Below are 18,837 nucleotides of genomic sequence, written 5' to 3'. Positions count from 1 at the left end.
CGCGGATCACCGCGGCGGCCGCAGGTCAATTGTCAGGTCCACGTCCACCTCGCCGGCGTATTTGACCAGCTCCTCCTGGCGCGGCTGGCCGAGCACCATCCGGTAGGCCCCGAGGGTCCGCTGCAGGCTGCCGAGCCGGCGCCGTTCCGTGCTCAGCGGCATGGCCGGCACGTAGCGCCACACCTTCGCCTCGCCGGGGTAGATCCAGAACGGGGACAGCCCCACCGAGTCTTTCGGCTCGGCGGCGTCGGCGGCGTCGAACAGGTCCGCCCACACATCGGTCTGCCGACCGACGAACGCGGCGCCCCCGAATCGCGCGGCCACGTTCTTGCGCACGGCATGGCCCTTGTACCGGTGTACACGGCCTTCCCGCTGCTCCAGGTCCACAGGATTGGACGGCAGGTTCCAGTGCACCACCGCGTGCGAGTAGGTGTGGAAGTCCAGACCCTCCTGGCCCACGGAGGTGGACGCCAGCACGAACGGCCAAAACGGTGACGTGTAGGCCTCACGGGCCGAGCCCTCGCGCTGTTCCGACTTGTCCGTGGCCGACTTTGCGGTGCCAAAGCGCACTGCCAGGTGCGTGCGGAACGAGCGCTCCGCCACGTCCACGCCGTCGTCGCCGACGCGGATGTCCTCCACCCGGGCCGACGCGGCGGTCAGTCCGGCCACGCCACTGATGCGCTGGGCCAGTGCCTCCCACCGCTCGGCCGACTCGGCCGCCCTGAGGCCCTCGGACTCCACGAGCAGGTGCACGTACTCGTCCAGCACCGCCTGCAGGTTGCCGGCCATCGAGTACTGCAGCACCTGCCGCCAGTAGGCGTCCTCACCGCGGCCCCCGGTGCCGGCCGCGCCCACCACGGCGGATACCTCGGGCCCGCGGAACATGGCGCGCAGACCGTGCACCGCGACCTCCGCCCCTGATCGCAGCAGGCGGTGGTCCATCAGGTCCACGGCTTCCTCGGACCGGGCCAGGGCGCGCAGGGCGCACACGCCCGAACCGGCCAGGGCCATCTCCGCCAGGACCTCGGGCAGGTCCTCCGGCGGGTCGCCCAGCTGGTCGAGGGAGGCGTTCATCGCCCAGTGCAGGTGTTCCGCCAGAGCCGAGCTCTGCTCCGACGATTCCTCTCCGTCGGGTTCAGTCCGCCTGGCCGCGAACACCCGCTCGACGCTCGAGAGGTCGGCGGGCCGCAGGCCGCCGTGCTTCAGGTCCAGCAACACCGGGGCCACTCCGTACCAGCGCCGCCGCCGGCGGTCCGACGGGTCGCCGGCGGTCGGCACCACACCGATCTCCGCCAGCGTGGCCTGCACCCGCTCTGCCACGAGTCGCACCGCGTCCGCCGCGTCCATGGGCTCGCGTGCGGCCCGCGCCAGCTCCAGCGGGTCCCCCAGCCGCGCCAGCGTGGGGGAGGGGTAGACGGTCGTGAGGTTCGGGAGGTTCCTCGGGGCGTTGTTCACGCGGTCCATGCCGAAGGCCAGGGTCTGCATCCGACGCTTGTCCGAATACCGGCGTCGCTCGTCACGCAATGCGCGGGAGTTCTCGACGATCCTGCGTTCGGCCTCGTAGCTGACCAGCGCGGACAGCGCCTTGGGCGCCACGGACCAGGACGAGAACACGAGCCGCTTCGTGAACGCCTGGGCCGCCGCGTCCGCGAACACCCCGCTCGGCGTCAGGTAGGGCAACGACGGCGGCACCCACGCCAGCTCCCACGCCCGGTGGCGCTTCAGGTCATCGACCAGCGCACGCAGCTTGGCGTTGGGCAGGGCGATCTCCTCGAACCGCTCCACGGATTCCCAGTCCAACAGGCCGTCCCCGGCCTCCATCACCACGGCAGCGGCTCGGTCCGCCGCGGCAGGCCGTGTGCCGTCCTCGCCCGGCGTGAGGGCCTCGAGGAACGTCCGCTGCACCTGGTAGCTGCGGTCCATCAGGTTCGGCAAATACGCGGCTGAGCGCCACAGCTCGAACATGTCGTAGCCGCCCACGGCCCGGCTCATCGCGTGCGCGGATCGCCAGGACGCGACGTCCTCCGGTGCCACGGTCATGGCACCGAGCGCCCGTGCCTCGACCATCCCGTCCCGTCCCTCGGTGAAGCTCACCCGCTCGGTCCGGCACATCACCCGCCGCAGCCGGGTTCCGGCGTCGTCCTTCGCCGTCACAGCCTCCGCCAGCCCCTCCGGCGTGCGAGTGAGCATGCCTTGCCGGATCCGGCTCAGGTCCGACTGGATCCGCTCGGCCTCGTCGGCCCCGGCCAGAAATCGCACGGTGGACTGGAAGTCCTGGTAGTGGTCGTCCCCGTCGGGCTCGGCGGGGAGCGTGTACATCTTGTACGGGGTCGCGCTCAGGACCAACGTCTTCGTCCGCTTGCTCGCCAGGACGCGCTGGGCGAGCCGCTTCGTCTCCGCCGGCAGACCCGCGGCCTGCTCGTCGAACAAGTCCTTGAACCGCTGGAACTCGTCCAGGATCACCAGGTCCGGTGCCAAGGAGTCCACCGCGGCGTGGGCCATGGCCATCCGGAGCCGGCCGATCAGCCAGCGGCGGTGCCAATGCTCCTCCCCGTCGATGCCGGCCTCCGGGTCCACGGCGTGCCAGAACCGGGTGTGGGCGGCCTCCACCAAGTGGAGCAGAGAGCTCCCGTCGGCCCCGACCCGAGTGATCGCTTCGCGGAACCGGCCGATCACCTCCGAAGGAAAGGCGCCCGGGGCGTCGTCGCGCATCCAGGCGAGCTCCTGTCGGAAGTTCTCGGCGTGTGAGCCCGCCCGGAAGAAGGCGATCCAGCCGTCGTCATCCAGTCGGCGGGCCATCACCTGCTCGAGCATCAGCACTTCCAGGCAGCGTTCTGCGGCCTTGCCTGCAGTGTCTCCGAGGCGTAGGGAGGTCCCCGGGGTGAACGCCAGCAGCTGGACCCGCGCTTGCGAGTCCTGCCGCCCCATCGTCAGTGGCAGCAGGGTGAGGCGGTCCGCATTGGCCTGTACCCCGCCGCCGGTGAGGTCGCGCAGCCGGGCCAGGTTCTGCCGTGCGATCTGCCCGTTGGAACAGATGTACACCAGGGTGATCGGGCCCTCGGCCGGGTCTCGGTCCCACAACCGCTCGATGGTCCGAGCCGCCACGCCCTTGGCGATCATCGTCTTGCCCAGCCCGACCTCGTCCGCCACCAGGAACCGGTCGGTCGGGTCCGCGCCCCAGAGTCGCTCGACGGCGTGCTCCACGGTCGCCCGCTGGAACGGCTTGAGCGAAGCGAGCAACCCGTCCACGTCCGGCAGCCCGCTCACTCGTCCACCTCCTGGACCTGCCGGAGAACCTCGGGCGCCACCACGCCCAGCACGGTGTCCCACATCTGTTCGAAGTCCGCGGGGATCAGCGTCCGCACCTTCTCGGATCGGCGTAGCCGCGCCACTTGCGCCGCCACCATGGCCAGCGAGTCGACGTCCCCGGTGCTCGCTCGCATCAGCGGCTCGAACAGAACCACGTCCTCCCAGCTCCTGCCGGAGCCGTCCTCCCCGAGGCCCTCCAGCCGCTCGACCACGTCGTCCTGATGGTCGAGCCCGGCGGCGTGCGTCTCGTCCAGCCCCAGGAGCAGGGCCAGGTAGCGCAGCACCGCATTCTCCGAGTCCAGCACCTCCTCCAGGTAGGCCTGCCGGCGGTCCAGGAGGTCGCCGGTCAGATGCATCATCACCATGCATCGTCGGGTGACCCGGGCGTCTCCGGCGCCGACCGTGCTCTCCAGCACCAGGAACGGTGTGACGTTGCGCGGAGCCAGGGTCCAGGCCAATCCGTCCCTTAGCTCGGACCGCGTATCGGCGGGCATCGTCAGCAGCCTCGCCCTCGTCGTGGATCCGTCCGGAGCCGCCGGCACCGCGACGGCGAGGTGTGCCTCCGCCTGCTCCTCGCCGGTGGCGCGTACGGCCAGGACGGGGAGGGCGGCCGCCACGGCCCGGTGGAATGCCTCCAGGGCGTAGGAGTTCGCGATCTGCTCCTCCTGCTCCGGGGCAGGCGGGACCGGGTCGTAGCGGGTCAGCACCTGTTCCAGTCCCATCCCGCCGCCGAGGGGTCCGAGCGTCGCCTCCACACCCACCTCGCGGGTGCGGCCCTCCAGGACCGCTCCGAACTCGACGTTCCGCTCCCAGGCGGCATCCGTGAGATTCGCGCTGCCGGTCACCACGCGGGAACGTTCCTTGACCCCGATGACGTCCTGGACCACGGTCTTGGCGTGCAGCCCGGACGTCCTCAGGCCGGTCTCTGTGTCCGGGGCAGCGGCCGTGCCTGCGTCGCCACCCCCGGGGTCGGTCTCGGCGACATGATCGAGGCCCCCGACGAGCTCGTCATGCAGCACGCGGCAGGACCAGTCCTGGACGTGCGCTCCCAGAAGATCCAGCTGCTCCGGACGGGAGACGAGAACCGGATCGGAGCCGCCCTGCAACCGCCGCATCAGACCGGCGGTGACAAATGGGGAGATGGCCAGGGTGCGCCGGACTCGTGACGGCTCGGGGAACGGCCAGTGCCCGGCCTGTCCGGCCAGTCCCAGGGGGAGGAGCTCCCCGCTGAGGAACGGATCCGGGGCAGAGAACCGCGCAGCCCCCACCGTTGCGGCCAGGTCCATCACTGCGGCCTGTCGGGACGGGTCCATCCCGACGACCGCCATATCCGGCAGGGCGGCCAAGAAGTCTGCAGCGGGCTCCCCGTCGATCTGACCGTCGGAGGACTCGTCCAGGACCAGCAGCGTGTCCCACGACTCGTCCAGGGTGAGGTTGCGGGAGCCGATCAGCAGCCGATGATGAAACGCGCCGCCGGAACCGGTGAATCGGACGGCCCACACCTTGGGGTGGAACAGCCCCTGCGGGTGGGGCGGCTCCACCTGGACCACGGAGTCCTCCAGGAAGGTGTGGATGCGGGAGTGGCTCGTCGGCACCCCGATGCCGCCGGCCTGGACGAACGCCGTCGTATGGCCGATGTGGCGCTGCACGGCGTCGAGGATGCGCAGCGGGTCCGCGTCCACGGCCCCGACGGCGTCCGGCTCCGCCAGCGCGAATGTCAACGGCGCCAGGAGCATCGCCGTCAGGTTCAGGGAATACGTGGTGACCACCGCCTGGTCCACCTGCATGCCGCCGGGCGGGCGCAGGGCCGAGCCGAGCACGGTCTGGATCCCGGGATCGAGCATCAGTCCGCCTCCAGTGCGGTGTAGAGATCCTGCAGGTGCGTTCGGGTGTCGGCCCAGCGGAACTCCATGCGGCCCAGTCCGGACCCGCCGTTCCACTGGTCCAGACGGGAATGGTTCCGCAACCGGGCCAGGCGGCCCTTCTTCCTCAGCTCCCGCTCCTCGATCAGCCGCCGCGCGGTGCGGTCATCCGCCAGGGCTGCGGGGGAGTCCGCGACGGCCACCGTCTCCGCCCAGCGGGAGAGGAACTCGAGGTCAGAAGCGCGTATCGGCCGAGGGGCACGTCCAGGAGTGTGGATCAGCTCGAGATCGTCGAGCCGGAAGGAGTCGCCCGACCGGTACACCTCCCACGCCGAGCCCAGGCTCTCCCGGTGGCGCGCCGCCAGGGGCGCGCCGTCGTCGTCCGTGCGGTCGGATGCCTCCGCGAGCAAGACGTTGTAGATCAGGTTCGCCACATGGGCCAGGCGTGAGAAGCGGACCGCCGCAGCGAGCGTGCGATGCAGCTGTTCCGGCAGCTCTTCAGTCATCAGTTCGTCGAGGCTGTTCGGGAGGGCCCCTTCGGCGGCCCATCCGCGGGGCGGGTTCTCGATGAGGTGGGCCAGCAGGGAATGTGGACTGTGGGCGCCGATCATGGTGCGCAGGTAGTCGGCTTCGACGTGCGTGAGGACGAAATCGGTCTCCCGCAGCAGACCCGGGGGCGCCGGGGGGAGCCGTGGGTCTAGGTGGCCGAGACTGAGCGACGAGTGACCCTCGTCGTCGCCCACGGGGGCACGACGGGCCGCCTCACGATCCAGCAACACCCGTTCCGCGTGCTCCCGTGCGCTGTGTCCGCGCTGCACGATGCCCCATTCCACGAGCATCCCCCAGTAGACCACCGAGGGCAGACGCTTCAGGGACCTCCCCGCGTCGCGCCCGATCAGACCGGTGAGATCCTCCCCAAGCCCGGCGCGCAGCGCCCCCATGAGCTGGAACTCGCCCTCCCGGAAGTCCGCCAGGATCCCCTCCACGGTCTCCTTTCGTTCCGCACGGCGGAGCAACCAGGCGATGAACAGGGCGTATCGGACGCGTGTGTGCAGGGTCGAGGTGCCGGGGAACAACCGGTCCGCCCAGGCGTCACGGATCGGACCGAACCCGAGATCATCCACCGTGGACGCGTCCCGGAACTGGTCCACCAGCTCCATCATCCGGCGGTGCTGACGCCGATCCACGGCCAGCCAGGTGAAGGAGGACATGGAGAGATCCTGCCGTATCACCCGCTGGCGCCGCAGTCGTTACCCCGTCCACCCCACCCACTAGCCTCCCCACCATGAAGATCGGTTTCCGCACACCCTCCTTCACGAAGTCCCTCAGGGCCCGCACCACGGGCCGCGCCACGCGCGCGATCAAGCGCCAGGTCATCCCCGGCTACGGCCGCAAGGGGATGGGCTGGCTGCGCAATTCGAAGCGCGCCGCCCGCAACGCGGTCTACAAGCGCACCACGTTCGGCCTCGGCGACGTCCTGCGGATGTTCCGATGAGCGCGCCCGGCAGCATCACCGCCGACGGCGCTCGCGGCCTCGCCACACACCGCGCCCCCGGCGCCGTCGAGCTCGTCGAGCCGCCCCGCGAAGCTGTGGAGTGGATGGCTTCACCCGCCCCCGCGACCGACCTCTGGTGGACCGCCACCGTCTGTGGCGAGGAGGACCCGGGCTGGCACCGGCTGGAGAGCGCCGCCCAGATCGCGGACCTGGTTAACGCCCTCACCGACCCGCGGGACAAGCTGATCCTCGAGGACGAGCCGCCCACTCGGTACGCGCAGATCATGCTGCTGGGCGACGGGCTCTTCATGGTGGAGATCGCCAAGCGGTTCGAGGGGCTCGGGGCCTACAACTGGCGGATCGGCCGGGGCCGGGCTGCGGACGAGGCCGCCAACGACCCCCAGGACCTCGTCCAGCCCCTGCAGGAGCTCACCGCCGCCGAGACCATCGAGGTCCTCGTCAGCTGGGCACAGGGCCATGGTCTCCCACTGCCCTACGGGGCGGCCCTGCGCACCTACGGCAACCCGCCGGACCCGGGGCTCGGGTTCGACTCGTGACGCTCTAGGGGCGCGAATGTTCCCGGGCGCGGTGCAGTGCCGACCGTATGGTGTGATAAGCGTCATGCAATTCCGATGATGAAGGAGCACAGTGGAGTTCGAGGTCCCTTCCGTGTCACCCGGCTCGGAGTCTCCTAACGCCCCGTTCACCTCGAAGCGACGCCGTGAGCTCGATGCGCTGGCCAGCATGACCATCCTGCCGTCGACCCCGCGCGCTGTGAGGATGGCCCGGGAGTACTTCGAGGGCAGCACACTGGCCGAGATCGGGGAGCGGTTCGGCCGCACCCGGGAACGGGTCCGGCAGCTCATCCGTGATGAAGCGGGGTACTCGACCAAGGAATTGAAGGCGTACCGCGAACTCCTCGCTGACGAGGAGTTCCGCATGAAGCGGGCGGCCGCCGTGTCCTGGTCGGAGCGACACGTGGGCGTGCCGATCTCCGTGGCATCGCAGGATCTGAGTCTGTCCCAGCAGGAGCTGCGGCGGTTGCTGGGCAAGCGCGTCAAGTTCCATCTGGGAGAAGCCAAGCCGCGCAAGACGTCCTCGGCTACCCCGGACGAGGTTCTGCTCTCTGCTCTCCGCGAGTTCTACGAGGAGACGGGAGAGACGGCGGCGCAGTCGTTCACCCAGTGGTCCCGGAGCCACGGAGTGCCCACTCACCAGACAGTGGCCAACCGGTTTGGTGGATGGAACGCCGCTCTCGAACGCGCGGGCATCGCGGTCACGGACCGGCGTCGGAGTCGATCCAAGTACTCCGACGCAGAATTGGTCGAAGCACTGGTGGACGCGTGGTCCTCAGCGACGCCGCCCCGCACCTACCTCGAACTCTCGGACTGGCTCTCCGCGCGCCCGGGCATGCCGTCGGCGGCCCTGATCCGCAATCGTCTCGGCGTGGGGTTCGAAGAGATGCGAGCGCGCGCCCTGCGCGTCGTGGCCGGTCAGTCGATGGGCTTCCCGGGGCGGAAGCGGACCCGGGTCGACTGGAAGGGCAAGCTCGATCCGGGGGACGACCCGCTGACCCTGGTGCGCCGGGCGATCGAGGACCGAGGGCCGCGCCTGACCGTCGCCGCCTACAACAGCTGGGCGGCGGAACACGGAGTCCCCGCCACGCCGACGGTCCTGCGCCGCGCTGGCACTAATTGGGTCCAGCTCGTGGAGGCGGCCGGCGGTACCCCCAACCCGCCGAAGCCCGCCAACCCCTTCACTACCGAGGAACTCCGGGTGTGGATGGAGCGGTTCATGACAGAGTCGGCCACCCACAGCCAGTCCGCTCACGAGGAGTGGCGCCTGGCCCACGGTGGCCCTTCGGCTCAGACGATCACCACCCGTCTTGGCCCATGGCGAGAGGTCCTCGAAAATCTCGGCGGGGGCCAACGAGAGGGCTGAACCGGCGATGAGCGCCCCGTGAAGTTTGTCCCCCGGGCATCATGGCCCCATGACGTCCGCTCTCAACCGCCTCGAGCATCTCGCCGCCCTCCCACCTCACACCGCGATCGACCCAGCCGAGCTTGCTGTGGCCCTCACGGGGGTGCCAGAGCTCGGGGGTTGGCGCGTCACGCCGTCGTCGACACCCGCCGACACCACCCCACCCGAGCTCACCGTCACGTACGCCACCGGCGACTTCGCCTCGGCCCTGGCCCTGGCGAACCGGATCGGGGAGGCGGCCGAGGCCGCCGACCACCACCCGGACCTGACCGTCTCCTACGGCCGGCTCACCGTGGGCATGCACAGCCACGACGTCCGCGCCCTCACCTCCCGCGACGTCCGCCTGGCCCGCACCGTCGCCCGCCTCGCGAGTGAGGTCCTCGCCCCCCACGCCCTCGCCGCGTACGGCACCCTGGCGCCCGGCCGCTCGAACGCGCACGTCATGGACGGTGTGCGCGGCACCTGGATCCCCGGCACCCTCCGCGGCACGCTCCACGCCAGCGGCACCGATGCGGCCACCGGCTACCCGGGGATCGTCCTCGCGGGCACCGCGCCCGCGCACGCGACCACCGACGTCCCCGCCCAGGTGCTCGTGTCCGCCGACCTCCCGGACCACTGGGACCGCCTCGACGCCTTCGAGGGCGCCGGCTACCGGCGGGTGCCCGCCGTCGTCGCCCTGGAGGACGACGACGCCGTCCGCCCCGCCTTCGTCTACGAGCTGGTGCCCGATGCCGTCCCCCCGTCCGCCTGAGCCCCCCGCCATGACACCGCACCTCGACACCCACCCCGACGCCCGCCCCGACCCCGGCTCCCGCCAGCGGGCCCTCGTCCGGCGCTCGCCCCTGATCCTCGCGGCCGTCGTCCTCCTGGCCGGAGCCGCCGTCCTCGCCGCCCAGGGACACCGCGAGGCGGCCGGCCTCAGCCTGCAGATCGTCACGGTGGTCCCCGTGCCGATCGCCCTCGAACGCGCCCACCGGGTCCGCCTGCCCACCGCGCTGCATGTGATGTACGCGGCCCTGCTGCTCGCCGCCCCGTGGGTGGGTGCCGCGCTCGGCGGCTACGACGCCTGGCCGTGGTGGGATGCCCTCGTGCACTTCTACTCCGGCGTGCCGATCGCGCTCGGGTGCGTCTTCCTGCTGGGCGTCGCGGCCGCGCGCCGTGGGCTGGTCCTGCCGCCCGGGCTCGAGGCGCTCCTCGTGATGGCCCTGCACTCGCTCGTGGCCCTGGCGTGGGAGATCGCCGAGTTCACCGCCGACCAGGCGCTCGACGCGCAGACGCAGAAGGGCAACACGGACACCATGACGGACATGATCGTCGGCACGCTCGGGGCCCTGATCGTGGCGTTCGCCCTGTACGCGCACCGCACCCGGGGATGGTTCCCCTGGATGGCCCGCTTCGCCGGGGCTCGGACGGACCTCGCCGGGGGGCCGGCGCAGCCGCCGCCGGCCTGAGCCCGCGGCGGCGTCGCCTCAGTGGGCGACGCCGCCGGCCTGGGCCGCCGCCGCCCCTCACCGGCCCGCGAACGCCTCCACCCGCCGCACGGCCTCCGGGTGCTCGGACGCCGCCGCGATCGACGCCGCCTCCTGCCGCACATGCGCGCGCAGCGCCTCGACGTCGGCCCCGCGCGCCAGCGCCTTCGTCGGCCCATAGGTGTGCGCCGGACCGGCCACCAGCTCGTCCTCGAGCTCCGCCAGACGCGCCGCGAACGCGTCCCCGGCCACCGCCTCGGTCGCCAGGCCCCACGCGACGGCCTCGGCCCCGTTCAGGCGCCGCCCGCCGAGCAGCAGCTGCGTCGCGCGCACCGGCCCCAGCACCCGCGGCAGCCAGTAGGACACGCCCGTGTCCGGCGTCATCCCGAGCGAGGAGAACGCCGTCACCAGCTGCGCGTCCTCGCGCACCAGCACGACATCGCCGCCCAGCATGAGCCCGAGCCCCGCCCCGGCGGCCGTCCCGTTGACGCCGGCCAGCACCAGCAGGCGAGAGCCCGTCAGCGCCACCGCGACCTCGCCCGCCGCCTCGCCGAGCTCCTGGATCATCGCGCGCCGCTCCGGCCCGGCGGGGGAGGCGGCCATGGCCTGGACGTCCCCGCCGCCGCAGAAGATCCGTCCCGCGCCGGTCAGCGTGAGCACGTGCACGGAGTCGTCCGCCTCGGCCGCGGCGATCGCCGCGAGCACCTCGCGCGCCATCGTCAGTCCGAGCGCGTTGCCCTTCGCGGGCCGGTTCAGCGTCAGCCGCACGACGCCGGGCCGCGTCTCGACGAGGACGGCGGGGGCGTCGTCGGAGGAAGAAGGGGTGGGTGCGGTGGTCATGTCAGCTCCTGGGGTTGGCGGGTGCGGTGCACGGGTGCCGGCCGCGAGGACGGCCGGCCGGGCATGGGGTGGGTGCGCGATCCGAAGCGCGCCGCCTACAACGCGGTCTACAAGCGCACCACGTTCAGCGTCTGGGACCTGTTCCGCTGAGTCTGTTCCTCACGCGGGCTGGTCCGCCTCGTCCTCGTCATGCTCCTCCACGCTGCGGATCAGGGCCCGCAGGAACGCGGCCGCGCCGGCGAGCTCGGCCGGGGTGAGGCCCTCCACCGCGGCGAGCATACTGCGGTGCATGGCGCCCAGGGTGGCGCGGACCTCGTGGTCCGTCTTGGCCGTCGGCTCCACCACCACGGATCGGCGGTCCTGTGGGTGGGGCGCCCGTCGGGCGTAGCCGTCTCGGACCAGTCGGTCCACCAGGGCGCTGGCGGAGGCCGGGGTGATCTCCAGGGCGCTGGCCAGATCCCGCTGACGGACCTTGTGGCCGCGTCGGTCGGCCCGCAGCAGGTAACGCAGGGCTGACAGGTGGGTCTCTCCCATCCCCATGCTGTCCCGGGTGCGGGCGCGCATGCGCCGTTCGGCCTCCCGGTAGCGTCGCAGCAGGTTGAGCACGTCCACAGGTTCGATCTCGCGGGCGCCGCGGGTGTACCAGTAGCCCGACGTCGGTTCGCCATCCGTGCTGGTCAGCGTGGAGTGCTCCTCACCCATGCGCTCTTGAACCTCCCTGTTCACGTCACACCGAAAATTTGGTTAGTCTTCCTAACGCATAGTTAGACTAACATTTTCCAGGTCACGGCGATCTCTGTGAGGGGGCGCCCGGGCCGCGGCGAGAGGAATGTCATGACAGCAACGCTGGAGGCCCCCCAGGCCATGGGGCGGACCCTGTCCGCCGTCCCGCCCATACTCGAGTCCCCGGCGCCGCAGCCCGCCGCCTTCCGTCAGCGCTGCGCCCGCCTGGCCATGAGTGCCGCGCGGGCCGTCACCGTGTTCCCCGAGGTCGCTGAGGCCAGGTTCGCCATCACCGGCACCCCCTCCGCCCCCGCGCTGGAGGTGGACTGCATCCTGCGGGACGGAGAGGACACCGCGGCGGTCATCGAGACCATCACGGTGCACCTCGTCGAGGACCTCGAGGAGCTGCTCGGCGCACGGTTCCACGAACGTCGGCTGGAGCTGGTCGTGGACCGCAGCCTGCCCCGGGTGGGCGTGGGGGTCGTCTCCGCGCCCTGAGGGAGGCGCTCACGCGAACGCGCTCATCCCGGTCAGGTCCCGGCCGAGGATCAACGCCTGCACGGACTCGGTGCCCTCGTAGGTGTGCAGCGCCTCGACGTCGGCGAAGTGCCGCATCACCCGGTGCTCCAGCAGGATGCCGTTGCCGCCGAGCATGTCCCGGGCGATCTGCGCCACCCGGCGCGCGCCCCGGGTGCAGGCGTACTTCAGCAGGGAGGCCTGCTCGTCACGCAGCCGCCCGGCCGCCTGCAGGCGGGCCACGGCCACGCAGCGGGTCTGCATCGCGGTCACCTCGTCCAGCATCTGCGCGAGCCGTTCCTGCACCATCTGGTGCGCTCCCAGCGGCTTGCCGAACTGCTCCCGCTGCCGGGCGTAGGCCAGCGCGGCCTCGAACATGGCGGTCGCGTGGCCCAGCGCGGACCAGCCCACGTTCACGCGGGTGGCCACCAGCACGCGCGCGGCGTCCTTGAACGTCGCCACGTCCGGCAGCCGCGCGTCGTCGCCGACCCGCACGTCGGTCAGCGTGATCTCGGCCTGGTGGATGGCCCGCAGCGCGCCCTTGCCCGTGATCACCTCGGCCTCGTAGCCGGGCGTGGACTGCTCCACCACGAACCCCTTGACCTGGCCGTCCTCGGTGTCGCGCGCCCACACGATCGTGATGCCCCCGGCGGCCCCGTTGCCGATCCACTTCTTGGCGCCGTTCAGCACCCAGCCGCCGGCGCCGTCGGGCCGCGCGGACGTCTCGAGGGACACCGAGTCCGAGCCGTGCAGCGGCTCCGTGAGTGCGAACCCGCCCGGCAGCGTGCCGCGCGCCACCGGTTCGAGGTACCGCTCCTTCTGCTCCGGGCTCGCGCAGTGCACCAGGGCGCGCAGCACGAGCCCGCCCTGCACCGCCGCCGCGGCCGCCATCGACCCGTCCGCCCGGGAGATCTCCATCGCCACCAGGCCCGCGGCCAACGGGGACATCACCGGGTGCCCCGGCACCTCCAGCCCGTCGGTGAGCAGGTCCAGCTCGCCCGCCCGCGCCACCAGGTCCAACGGGTACTCCGCCCGGTCCCAGTGCCCGTCGATCCGCTCGAGCACCTCGCGGCCGTAGGCGCGGGCGCGGTCCCAGTGCGCGCGGTCCTCGTCCGTGGCCTCCCCGAACGCGTCCAGGTAGTCCACGTCCAGGGGCGTGACGACGTCGTAGGTCGGCTTCTGCCTGCGCGTCACCGGGCCTCCTGCGTCCGCTCGGTGCGCAGCGCGCGCTTGAGGAGCTTGCCCGACTGGTTCCGCGGCAGCTCCGCCACGAAGTCCACGCGCTTGGGCACCTTGAAGCCCGCCAGCCGCTCCTTCACGTGGGCGCGCACGGTCTCCGCGGTCAGCTCGGCGCCCTCCTTGAGCACGACGACGGCGGTCACCGCCTCGATCCAGCGCTCGTCCGGCAGGCCGATGACGGCGACCTCGGCCACCTCGTCGAGCTCGTAGATCGCGTCCTCGACCTCGCGCGGCGCGACCAGCACGCCGCCCGTGTTGATGACGTCCTTGATGCGGTCCACCACCTGGATGTAGCCGGCGGCGTCCTGGGTGACCTGGTCGCCGGAGCGGAACCAGCCGTCGTCGGTGAACGCGTCCGCGGTGGCGTCCGGGCGGTTCCAGTAGCCGGAGAGCAGCTGCGGCGAGCGGTACTGGATCTCGCCGGGCTCTCCGGGCGCGGCGGGGGCGCCGTCGGCCGTCATCACCCGCGCCTCCACGTGGAACACGGGGCGGCCGCACGAGGCCGGCCGCGCGTCGTGCTCCTCGGGGCGCAGCACGGTGCACAGCGGGCCCAGCTCGGACTGGCCGAAGCAGTTGTAGAAGCCGATGCCCGGCTGGCTCTGACGCAGGCGCTGCAGCACGGTCACCGGCATGATCGAGGCGCCGTACTGGGCCTTGCGCAGCGAGGAGAGGTCGCGCGTGGCGAGGTCCGGGTGGTTCGCCAGCGGCACCCAGACGGTGGGCGCCAGGAACAGGGAGCCGATGTGCTCGGTCTCCACCAGCTCGAGCATCCGGGGGATGTCCGGGGCGGCCAGCAGGCGCACCGTGGCGCCGAGGCTCAGGTAGGGGAGCAGGAACACGTGCATCGCGGCCGAGTGGTACAGCGGCATGGCCACGAGGGGGCGGTCCTCGGCCGTGAAGTCCAGCGCGATGATCGAGGAGAGGTACTCCGCCACGAGCGCCCGGTGGGACATCATGGCGCCCTTGGGGGTGGAGGTGGTGCCGGAGGTGTAGAGCAGCTGGGCCAGGTCGGTGGCCGACACCTCCGTCTCCGGGGCGGCGGCGTCCAGCGTCTCGTCCTGGGCGGTCTGAAGCACGGAGGGCTCGGCGTGGCCGGCGGGCAGCATGGTCCACACGTGCCGCAGAGCCGACGCGCGGCCCTCGGCCCGGACCTGGTCGACGCGCTCGAGCATGCCGGCGTCGGCCACGAGCAGCTCCGCGCCGGAGTCCTCGAGGGCGTGCGCGAGCTCGCCGCCCTTGAGCGCGAAGTTCACGGGCACGTGCACGTAGCCGGCCGTGACGCAGGCCAGGAAGAGCAGCGCATAGGCGTCCGAGTTGGTGGCGTAGGCGGCCACCCGGGTGCCGGCCGGCAGGCCGGTGTCCTGGAGGCGGCGGGCCACGCGGTGCGCTCCGTCCCGGAGCTGGGCGTAGGTCCAGTCGCGGTCCTCGAAGCGCAGGGCGACGGCCTGCGGAGAGCGGGCGACCGCGCGCGCGAACACGCGGCCGATCGTGTCCTCCGGGGCGGGGGAGAGGTGGGCGGCGGCGTCGGTGGGGTGGGTGATCTGGTCGGGCATGGGAACCTCCGGGGGATGGGTCAGAGACGTTCGATCACGGTGACGTTGGCCTGGCCGCCGCCCTCGCACATGGTCTGCAGGCCGTAGCGGCCGCCGCTGCGCTCGAGCTCGTGCAGCAGGGAGGTCATCAGCCGGGCGCCGGTGGCGCCGATGGGGTGGCCCAGGGCGATCGCCCCGCCGTTGACGTTGACCTTCGCCGGGTCCGCGCCGGTCTCGGTCAGCCAGGCCAGCACGACGGCGGCGAACGCCTCGTTGATCTCCACGAGGTCCATGTCGTCGATGGTCAGGCCCATGCGGTCGAGCGCGTACGCCGTCGCCGGGATCGGGGCGGAGAGCATCATGACGGGGTCGGCGCCACGGGCGGAGAGGTGGTGGATGCGGGCTCGCGGGGTGAGGCCGTGGCGGCGCACGGCCTCCTCGGAGGCGAGCAGGAGGGCGGCCGCGCCGTCGGACATCTGGGACGCGGTGGCCGCGGTGTGCAGCCCGCCGGGGACGATCGGGTCGAGCGAGGCGATCTTCGCGGCGTCCGGGGTGCGGGGGCCCTCGTCCGCGGTGAGGCCGGCGAGGGGCAGGATCTCGCGGTCGAAGCGACCGTCGGCCTGGGCGGCGAGCGCGCGCTCGTGGGAGCGCACCGCGAACTCCTCCAGGGCGTCACGGTCCAGGTTCCAGTGCCGGGCCATCATCTCGGCCCCGCGGAACTGGGAGATCTCCTCGTCCCCGTAGCGGGCGGCCCAGGACTCGGAGCCGGTGAACGGGTCGGGGAAGCCGAGCTCGCGGGCGGCCGTGTTGGACCGGGTGAGCGGGATCGCGCTCATGGACTGCACGCCGCCGGCGACGACGAGGTCCGCCGTCTCGCTCATGACGGCCTGCGCGGCGTAGTGGACCGCCTGCTGGCCGGAGCCGCACTGGCGTTCGACCGTGGTGCCGGGGACGTCCTCGGAGAGCCCGGCCGCGAGCCAGGCGTTGCGTGCCACGTCCATGGCCTGCGGGCCGAGCTGGTCGATGCAGCCGAGGATGACCTCGTCGTATTCGGCTGAGTCGATGTTCTGGCGGCCGACGAGCTCGCGCAACGGCGCGGCCGCCAGATCGAGGGGATGCACGCCGGCGAGCCCCTTCCCTCGGCGACCCACGGGGGTGCGGACGGCGTCGATGATGTAGGCCTCGGGCATGGGGGCTCCTCCGGACGGCGGGGACGTGACGCCGATCACGCTATTGCTTGGACGTCCAACGATCAAGAGTGTGACGGGATCCGTCGCGGCGGCGTGGAGGAGCGCCGTTTCGTCAACGAAAGCGGCTCGGGGCGCGCCGTTTCGGCCACGAAAGCGCTGGGGCGGGCGTCGCCTCGCCCTGGTCAGGACCCCCTGCCCCGGGCCTAGCGTGAGGGCCAGCGGCACGCACCCGTGCCGCCGAGACGAGAGGAACCGGCCATGGCCACCCCGCACACCCCCGACCCCCAGGACGCCCGGCGCGCACGCGAGGCGACGGACGAGACCTCCGGCGTCGCGTTCGACGGCGACACGCCCCCAGCCGAGGGTGCAGGCGTCGGCCCGAACAACCCGGGCATGGACGTGGAGCAGACCGGCGAGCGCTCGGCCGGCAAGATCGTGCTCGGGCTGATCATCGCCCTCGTGGTCATCGGTGTCCTGCTGTTCATCCTGGGCCGCGTCGCCGGTCTCGGCTGAGCCGCGGCGCAGACGCCTCGGGCACGCCACCGGCCCATCACGACCACGGGGCGGGCACCGATCCGTCGGTGCCCGCCCCGTGGTCGTGTCCGCTCCGCGGTGATGCTGTTCAGCGGCGACTCCGCACCGTCGCAGCGGTCAGAAGCCGCCGCCCACGGTCCGGCGGCCACCCGCCGCGCGTCGGCCGGCGGCACCGGACCGGCCGCGGGAGGCGAGGGCCCCGCCGAGCAGCCCGCCCAGCAGGCCGGTACCGAGGCCGCCCGTGGACCGGGCCGAGGGCCCGAAGCCGCCGCGGTACGCACCGGAGCCGCGTCCGCGCGTCGTGCCCCCGGCGCCGCGGCGCGAGAGCTCACGCAGCGCCAGACCGCCGAGCGTGCCCAGGAGGGCACCGCCCAGGCCGCTGGAGCGGCGTCGCTGAGAGCGGGCCTGCCGGCCGAAGCCGGGGGACCGGCCGACGTGTGCACCGATGGTGGGTCGGCTGGAGCGGCGGCCGCCGCCGAGAGTGCGGGTGAGGCTGGAGAGGATGCCCATGTGTCCTCCTCGGACGTCGTGCCGGCCGCTCGGGCGTGGCCGGTCGGGTGCGCCTCAACCTAGGCGCCGACCCCCGCGCGGTGTCCAGACCGGGCCTCCTCATGCATCGAGGCGGGATATCCACCCCACGGCCGCCCGCGGCAGCCGGATGAGGTCGATATCCCGCCTCGAAACGCGCGGGCGGGGGCGTCAGTCCTGGAGCGGGGAGGTCTTCGGCTCGTCCCTCCAGAGGGCCACGTTCCGCGCCTCGGGCAGGTCGGAGATGTGGAAGCCCGGATCCATGCCCGCCTTGAGCTTGCGCTCGTAGTCCCGGAGCAGCTTCACGGCCAGCCCGCCCAGCGGGATGATCGCCACGAGGTTGATGGTCGCCATGAGGGCCGCGAACGTGTCCGCGAGGTTCCACACCAGCGCCACGGAGCCGAGCGCGCCGCCGACCACGCACACCAGCACGAGCACGCGGAACACGCTGATGGCCCGACCCGCGTGGCGGCCGGCCAGGTACCGGATGTTGGCCTCGCCGTAGTAGGTGTTGCCCAGCACGGAGGACCAGGCCAGGAAGAAGATGATGACGGTCAGCGCCGGGCCGGCCCACGCGCCCACGGCCTGCTGGAGCGCACCCTGGGTCACCTGCATGCCGATCGCCTCCCCGCGTCCGTAGGCCGGGTTGGAGAGCAGGATGACGAACGCGGTGGCCGAGCACACGATCAGGGTGTCGAAGTAGACGCCCAGGGACTGCACGAAGCCCTGCTTGGCCGGGTGGGAGACGGCCGCGGTGGCGGCGGCGTTCGGGGCGGAGCCCATGCCGGCCTCGTTGGAGAACATGCCGCGGCGCACGCCCTGCATCACCATCGTCATGCCGACGGCGGCGCCCGCGACCTCGCGCAGGCCGAACGCGTGGCCCACGATCAGCGCGATCATGCCCGGGACCTCGGTGATGTTGACGACCATCACGATCAGGGCCAGGAAGATGTAGAACGTGGCCATCACGGGGACCAGCACGTTGGTCACGGCCGAGAGCCGGCGCACGCCGCCGAAGATCACGAGGCCGGTGAGGGCGGCCAGGCCCAGGCCCACGATCCACGCGGTGGTGGAGGACGCGCCCCAGTTGGCCTGCACGGACTCGGAGATCGAGTTGGACTGCACGGCGTTGAACACGAAGCCGTAGGTCACGGTGATGGCGACGGCGAACACGGCCGCCAGCCACTTCGCGCCCAGACCGTCGCGGATGTAGTACGCGGGCCCGCCGAAGTAGCCGTCCGCGCCCTTCTGCTTGTACAGCTGGGCCAGCGTGGACTCGACGAACGCGGTGGCACCGCCGATGATCGCCAGCAGCCACATCCAGAACACGGCGCCCGGGCCGCCGATCACGATCGCGATCGCCACGCCGGCCACGTTGCCGGTGCCCACGCGCGAGGCCGCCGAGATGGTGAAGGCGCGGAACGGGCTCACGCCGTCGTTCTCGAACCCGGTCTGGGACTTGGCCGTCACCGACCGCAGCATCTCCGGGAGCATGCGCACCTGCACGCCCACGGTCCGGATGGTGAACCACACCCCGGCCACGAAGAGCAGCGCCATCACGACGTACCAGTACTTGTCGTTGAGGGCCGTGACGGCCGCTGTGATCTGTTCCACTGTCGC

18 protein-coding genes are annotated in these 18,837 nt (G+C 72.1%); 8 read left to right on the top strand and 10 right to left on the bottom strand.

All coding sequences use genetic code 11. The features are described 5' to 3' along the window. Positions 1–6: 6 nt before the first annotated feature. From AC3RKA_RS09530 to AC3RKA_RS09520, 3 genes are read right to left on the bottom strand one after another with little or no spacing between them, the layout of a single operon-like run. Entirely contained in the window at positions 7–3,267 is a 3,261-nt protein-coding gene (locus AC3RKA_RS09530) for a helicase-related protein (RefSeq protein ID WP_489727163.1), read from the bottom strand. Next, entirely contained in the window at positions 3,264–5,153 is a 1,890-nt protein-coding gene (locus tag AC3RKA_RS09525) for a phospholipase D family protein (protein WP_206480368.1), read from the bottom strand. The genes AC3RKA_RS09530 and AC3RKA_RS09525 overlap by 4 nt, the downstream gene beginning before the upstream one ends. Then, on the bottom strand, positions 5,153–6,382 hold the full coding sequence (locus AC3RKA_RS09520; RefSeq protein ID WP_206480367.1) for a DUF6361 family protein: 1,230 nt from the start codon (positions 6,380–6,382) through the stop codon (positions 5,153–5,155). Before AC3RKA_RS09520 ends, AC3RKA_RS09525 begins: the two co-directional genes overlap by 1 nt. 74 nt (positions 6,383–6,456) lie before the next feature. Here AC3RKA_RS09520 and AC3RKA_RS09515 point away from each other — a divergent pair, with 74 nt between their 5' ends. The 5 genes from AC3RKA_RS09515 (at position 6,457) to AC3RKA_RS09495 (ending at position 10,097) form a co-directional block, all read left to right on the top strand. After that, positions 6,457–6,666 carry a hypothetical protein gene (locus AC3RKA_RS09515; protein WP_363738675.1) on the top strand — a complete coding sequence of 70 codons (210 nt, stop codon included), beginning with the start codon at positions 6,457–6,459 and terminating at the stop codon, positions 6,664–6,666. Continuing rightward, complete coding sequence (locus tag AC3RKA_RS09510) at positions 6,663–7,223, top strand: hypothetical protein (protein ID WP_363738673.1); 561 nt, start codon at positions 6,663–6,665, stop codon at positions 7,221–7,223. Before AC3RKA_RS09515 ends, AC3RKA_RS09510 begins: the two co-directional genes overlap by 4 nt. Before the next feature lie 187 nt (positions 7,224–7,410). Further along, positions 7,411–8,607: a homing endonuclease associated repeat-containing protein gene (locus tag AC3RKA_RS09505; RefSeq protein ID WP_489727162.1), complete on the top strand. Its 1,197-nt coding sequence runs from the start codon at positions 7,411–7,413 to the stop codon at positions 8,605–8,607. A gap of 49 nt (positions 8,608–8,656) precedes the next feature. Further along, positions 8,657–9,397: a 4a-hydroxytetrahydrobiopterin dehydratase gene (locus tag AC3RKA_RS09500; RefSeq protein WP_489727161.1), complete on the top strand. Its 741-nt coding sequence runs from the start codon at positions 8,657–8,659 to the stop codon at positions 9,395–9,397. 10 nt (positions 9,398–9,407) lie between these two features. Further along, a complete protein-coding gene (locus tag AC3RKA_RS09495; RefSeq protein ID WP_489727160.1) occupies positions 9,408–10,097 on the top strand; it encodes a DUF2238 domain-containing protein in 690 nt (229 codons plus the stop codon). 57 nt (positions 10,098–10,154) lie between these two features. On the opposite strand, the gene AC3RKA_RS09490 is transcribed toward AC3RKA_RS09495, so the two are convergent. Then, a complete protein-coding gene (locus tag AC3RKA_RS09490) occupies positions 10,155–10,955 on the bottom strand; it encodes an enoyl-CoA hydratase/isomerase family protein (RefSeq protein WP_489727159.1) in 801 nt (266 codons plus the stop codon). Positions 10,956–10,976: 21 nt separating this feature from the next. On the opposite strand from AC3RKA_RS09490, the gene AC3RKA_RS09485 reads away from it, so the two are divergent. After that, positions 10,977–11,105, top strand: a complete 129-nt coding sequence (locus AC3RKA_RS09485; protein ID WP_255351296.1) for a hypothetical protein — start codon at positions 10,977–10,979, stop codon at positions 11,103–11,105. A 9-nt stretch (positions 11,106–11,114) separates the two neighbouring features. Here the strand turns inward: AC3RKA_RS09485 and AC3RKA_RS09480 are convergent, their stop codons facing one another. Next, positions 11,115–11,657 carry a MarR family winged helix-turn-helix transcriptional regulator gene (locus AC3RKA_RS09480; protein ID WP_159833494.1) on the bottom strand — a complete coding sequence of 181 codons (543 nt, stop codon included), beginning with the start codon at positions 11,655–11,657 and terminating at the stop codon, positions 11,115–11,117. 132 nt (positions 11,658–11,789) lie between these two features. Here AC3RKA_RS09480 and AC3RKA_RS09475 point away from each other — a divergent pair, with 132 nt between their 5' ends. Beyond that, positions 11,790–12,176, top strand: coding sequence for a hypothetical protein (locus AC3RKA_RS09475; protein ID WP_063188905.1), 387 nt, complete (start codon positions 11,790–11,792; stop codon positions 12,174–12,176). Between the two features lie 9 nt (positions 12,177–12,185). Here the strand turns inward: AC3RKA_RS09475 and AC3RKA_RS09470 are convergent, their stop codons facing one another. Genes AC3RKA_RS09470 through AC3RKA_RS09460 form a run of 3 tightly spaced genes read right to left on the bottom strand, consistent with a single transcriptional unit; the run spans position 12,186 to position 16,155 of the window. After that, entirely contained in the window at positions 12,186–13,388 is a 1,203-nt protein-coding gene (locus tag AC3RKA_RS09470; RefSeq protein WP_159833489.1) for an acyl-CoA dehydrogenase family protein, read from the bottom strand. After that, complete coding sequence (locus AC3RKA_RS09465) at positions 13,385–14,986, bottom strand: fatty acyl-CoA synthetase (RefSeq protein ID WP_489727158.1); 1,602 nt, start codon at positions 14,984–14,986, stop codon at positions 13,385–13,387. The genes AC3RKA_RS09470 and AC3RKA_RS09465 overlap by 4 nt, the downstream gene beginning before the upstream one ends. A 20-nt stretch (positions 14,987–15,006) precedes the next feature. Continuing rightward, positions 15,007–16,155 carry an acetyl-CoA C-acetyltransferase gene (locus tag AC3RKA_RS09460; protein ID WP_098470813.1) on the bottom strand — a complete coding sequence of 383 codons (1,149 nt, stop codon included), beginning with the start codon at positions 16,153–16,155 and terminating at the stop codon, positions 15,007–15,009. 258 nt (positions 16,156–16,413) lie between these two features. On the opposite strand from AC3RKA_RS09460, the gene AC3RKA_RS09455 reads away from it, so the two are divergent. Then, entirely contained in the window at positions 16,414–16,668 is a 255-nt protein-coding gene (locus tag AC3RKA_RS09455; RefSeq protein ID WP_073116645.1) for a DUF6480 family protein, read from the top strand. Positions 16,669–16,806: 138 nt separating this feature from the next. Here AC3RKA_RS09455 and AC3RKA_RS09450 read toward each other — a convergent pair whose 3' ends face one another. After that, the gene (locus AC3RKA_RS09450; protein WP_002857992.1) at positions 16,807–17,199 is read right to left on the bottom strand and encodes a hypothetical protein; all 393 of its coding nucleotides are present in this window, start codon (positions 17,197–17,199) and stop codon (positions 16,807–16,809) included. Positions 17,200–17,388: 189 nt separating this feature from the next. Further along, positions 17,389–18,831 carry an alanine/glycine:cation symporter family protein gene (locus AC3RKA_RS09445; protein ID WP_489727157.1) on the bottom strand — a complete coding sequence of 481 codons (1,443 nt, stop codon included), beginning with the start codon at positions 18,829–18,831 and terminating at the stop codon, positions 17,389–17,391. Positions 18,832–18,837 lie beyond the last annotated feature (6 nt).

The sequence above is a fragment of the Micrococcus sp. iso_229 genome, assembly GCF_058072725.1.
This window is presented reverse-complemented; position numbering and strand designations above follow the sequence as displayed.

Excerpts from the sequence above, each read along its gene's own strand:
- AC3RKA_RS09525 (WP_206480368.1), bottom strand. The coding sequence starts at position 5,153 with ATGCTCGATCCCGGGATCCAGACCGTGCTCGGCTCGGCCCTGCGCCCG.
- AC3RKA_RS09520 (WP_206480367.1), bottom strand. The coding sequence starts at position 6,382 with ATGTCCTCCTTCACCTGGCTGGCCGTGGATCGGCGTCAGCACCGCCGG.
- AC3RKA_RS09515 (WP_363738675.1), top strand. The coding sequence starts at position 6,457 with ATGAAGATCGGTTTCCGCACACCCTCCTTCACGAAGTCCCTCAGGGCC.
- AC3RKA_RS09510 (WP_363738673.1), top strand. The coding sequence starts at position 6,663 with ATGAGCGCGCCCGGCAGCATCACCGCCGACGGCGCTCGCGGCCTCGCC.
- AC3RKA_RS09505 (WP_489727162.1), top strand. The coding sequence starts at position 7,411 with ATGACCATCCTGCCGTCGACCCCGCGCGCTGTGAGGATGGCCCGGGAG.
- AC3RKA_RS09500 (WP_489727161.1), top strand. The coding sequence starts at position 8,657 with ATGACGTCCGCTCTCAACCGCCTCGAGCATCTCGCCGCCCTCCCACCT.
- AC3RKA_RS09495 (WP_489727160.1), top strand. The coding sequence starts at position 9,408 with ATGACACCGCACCTCGACACCCACCCCGACGCCCGCCCCGACCCCGGC.
- AC3RKA_RS09490 (WP_489727159.1), bottom strand. The coding sequence starts at position 10,955 with ATGACCACCGCACCCACCCCTTCTTCCTCCGACGACGCCCCCGCCGTC.
- AC3RKA_RS09480 (WP_159833494.1), bottom strand. The coding sequence starts at position 11,657 with ATGGGTGAGGAGCACTCCACGCTGACCAGCACGGATGGCGAACCGACG.
- AC3RKA_RS09475 (WP_063188905.1), top strand. The coding sequence starts at position 11,790 with ATGACAGCAACGCTGGAGGCCCCCCAGGCCATGGGGCGGACCCTGTCC.
- AC3RKA_RS09465 (WP_489727158.1), bottom strand. The coding sequence starts at position 14,986 with ATGCCCGACCAGATCACCCACCCCACCGACGCCGCCGCCCACCTCTCC.
- AC3RKA_RS09460 (WP_098470813.1), bottom strand. The coding sequence starts at position 16,155 with ATGCCCGAGGCCTACATCATCGACGCCGTCCGCACCCCCGTGGGTCGC.
- AC3RKA_RS09455 (WP_073116645.1), top strand. The coding sequence starts at position 16,414 with ATGGCCACCCCGCACACCCCCGACCCCCAGGACGCCCGGCGCGCACGC.
- AC3RKA_RS09450 (WP_002857992.1), bottom strand. The coding sequence starts at position 17,199 with ATGGGCATCCTCTCCAGCCTCACCCGCACTCTCGGCGGCGGCCGCCGC.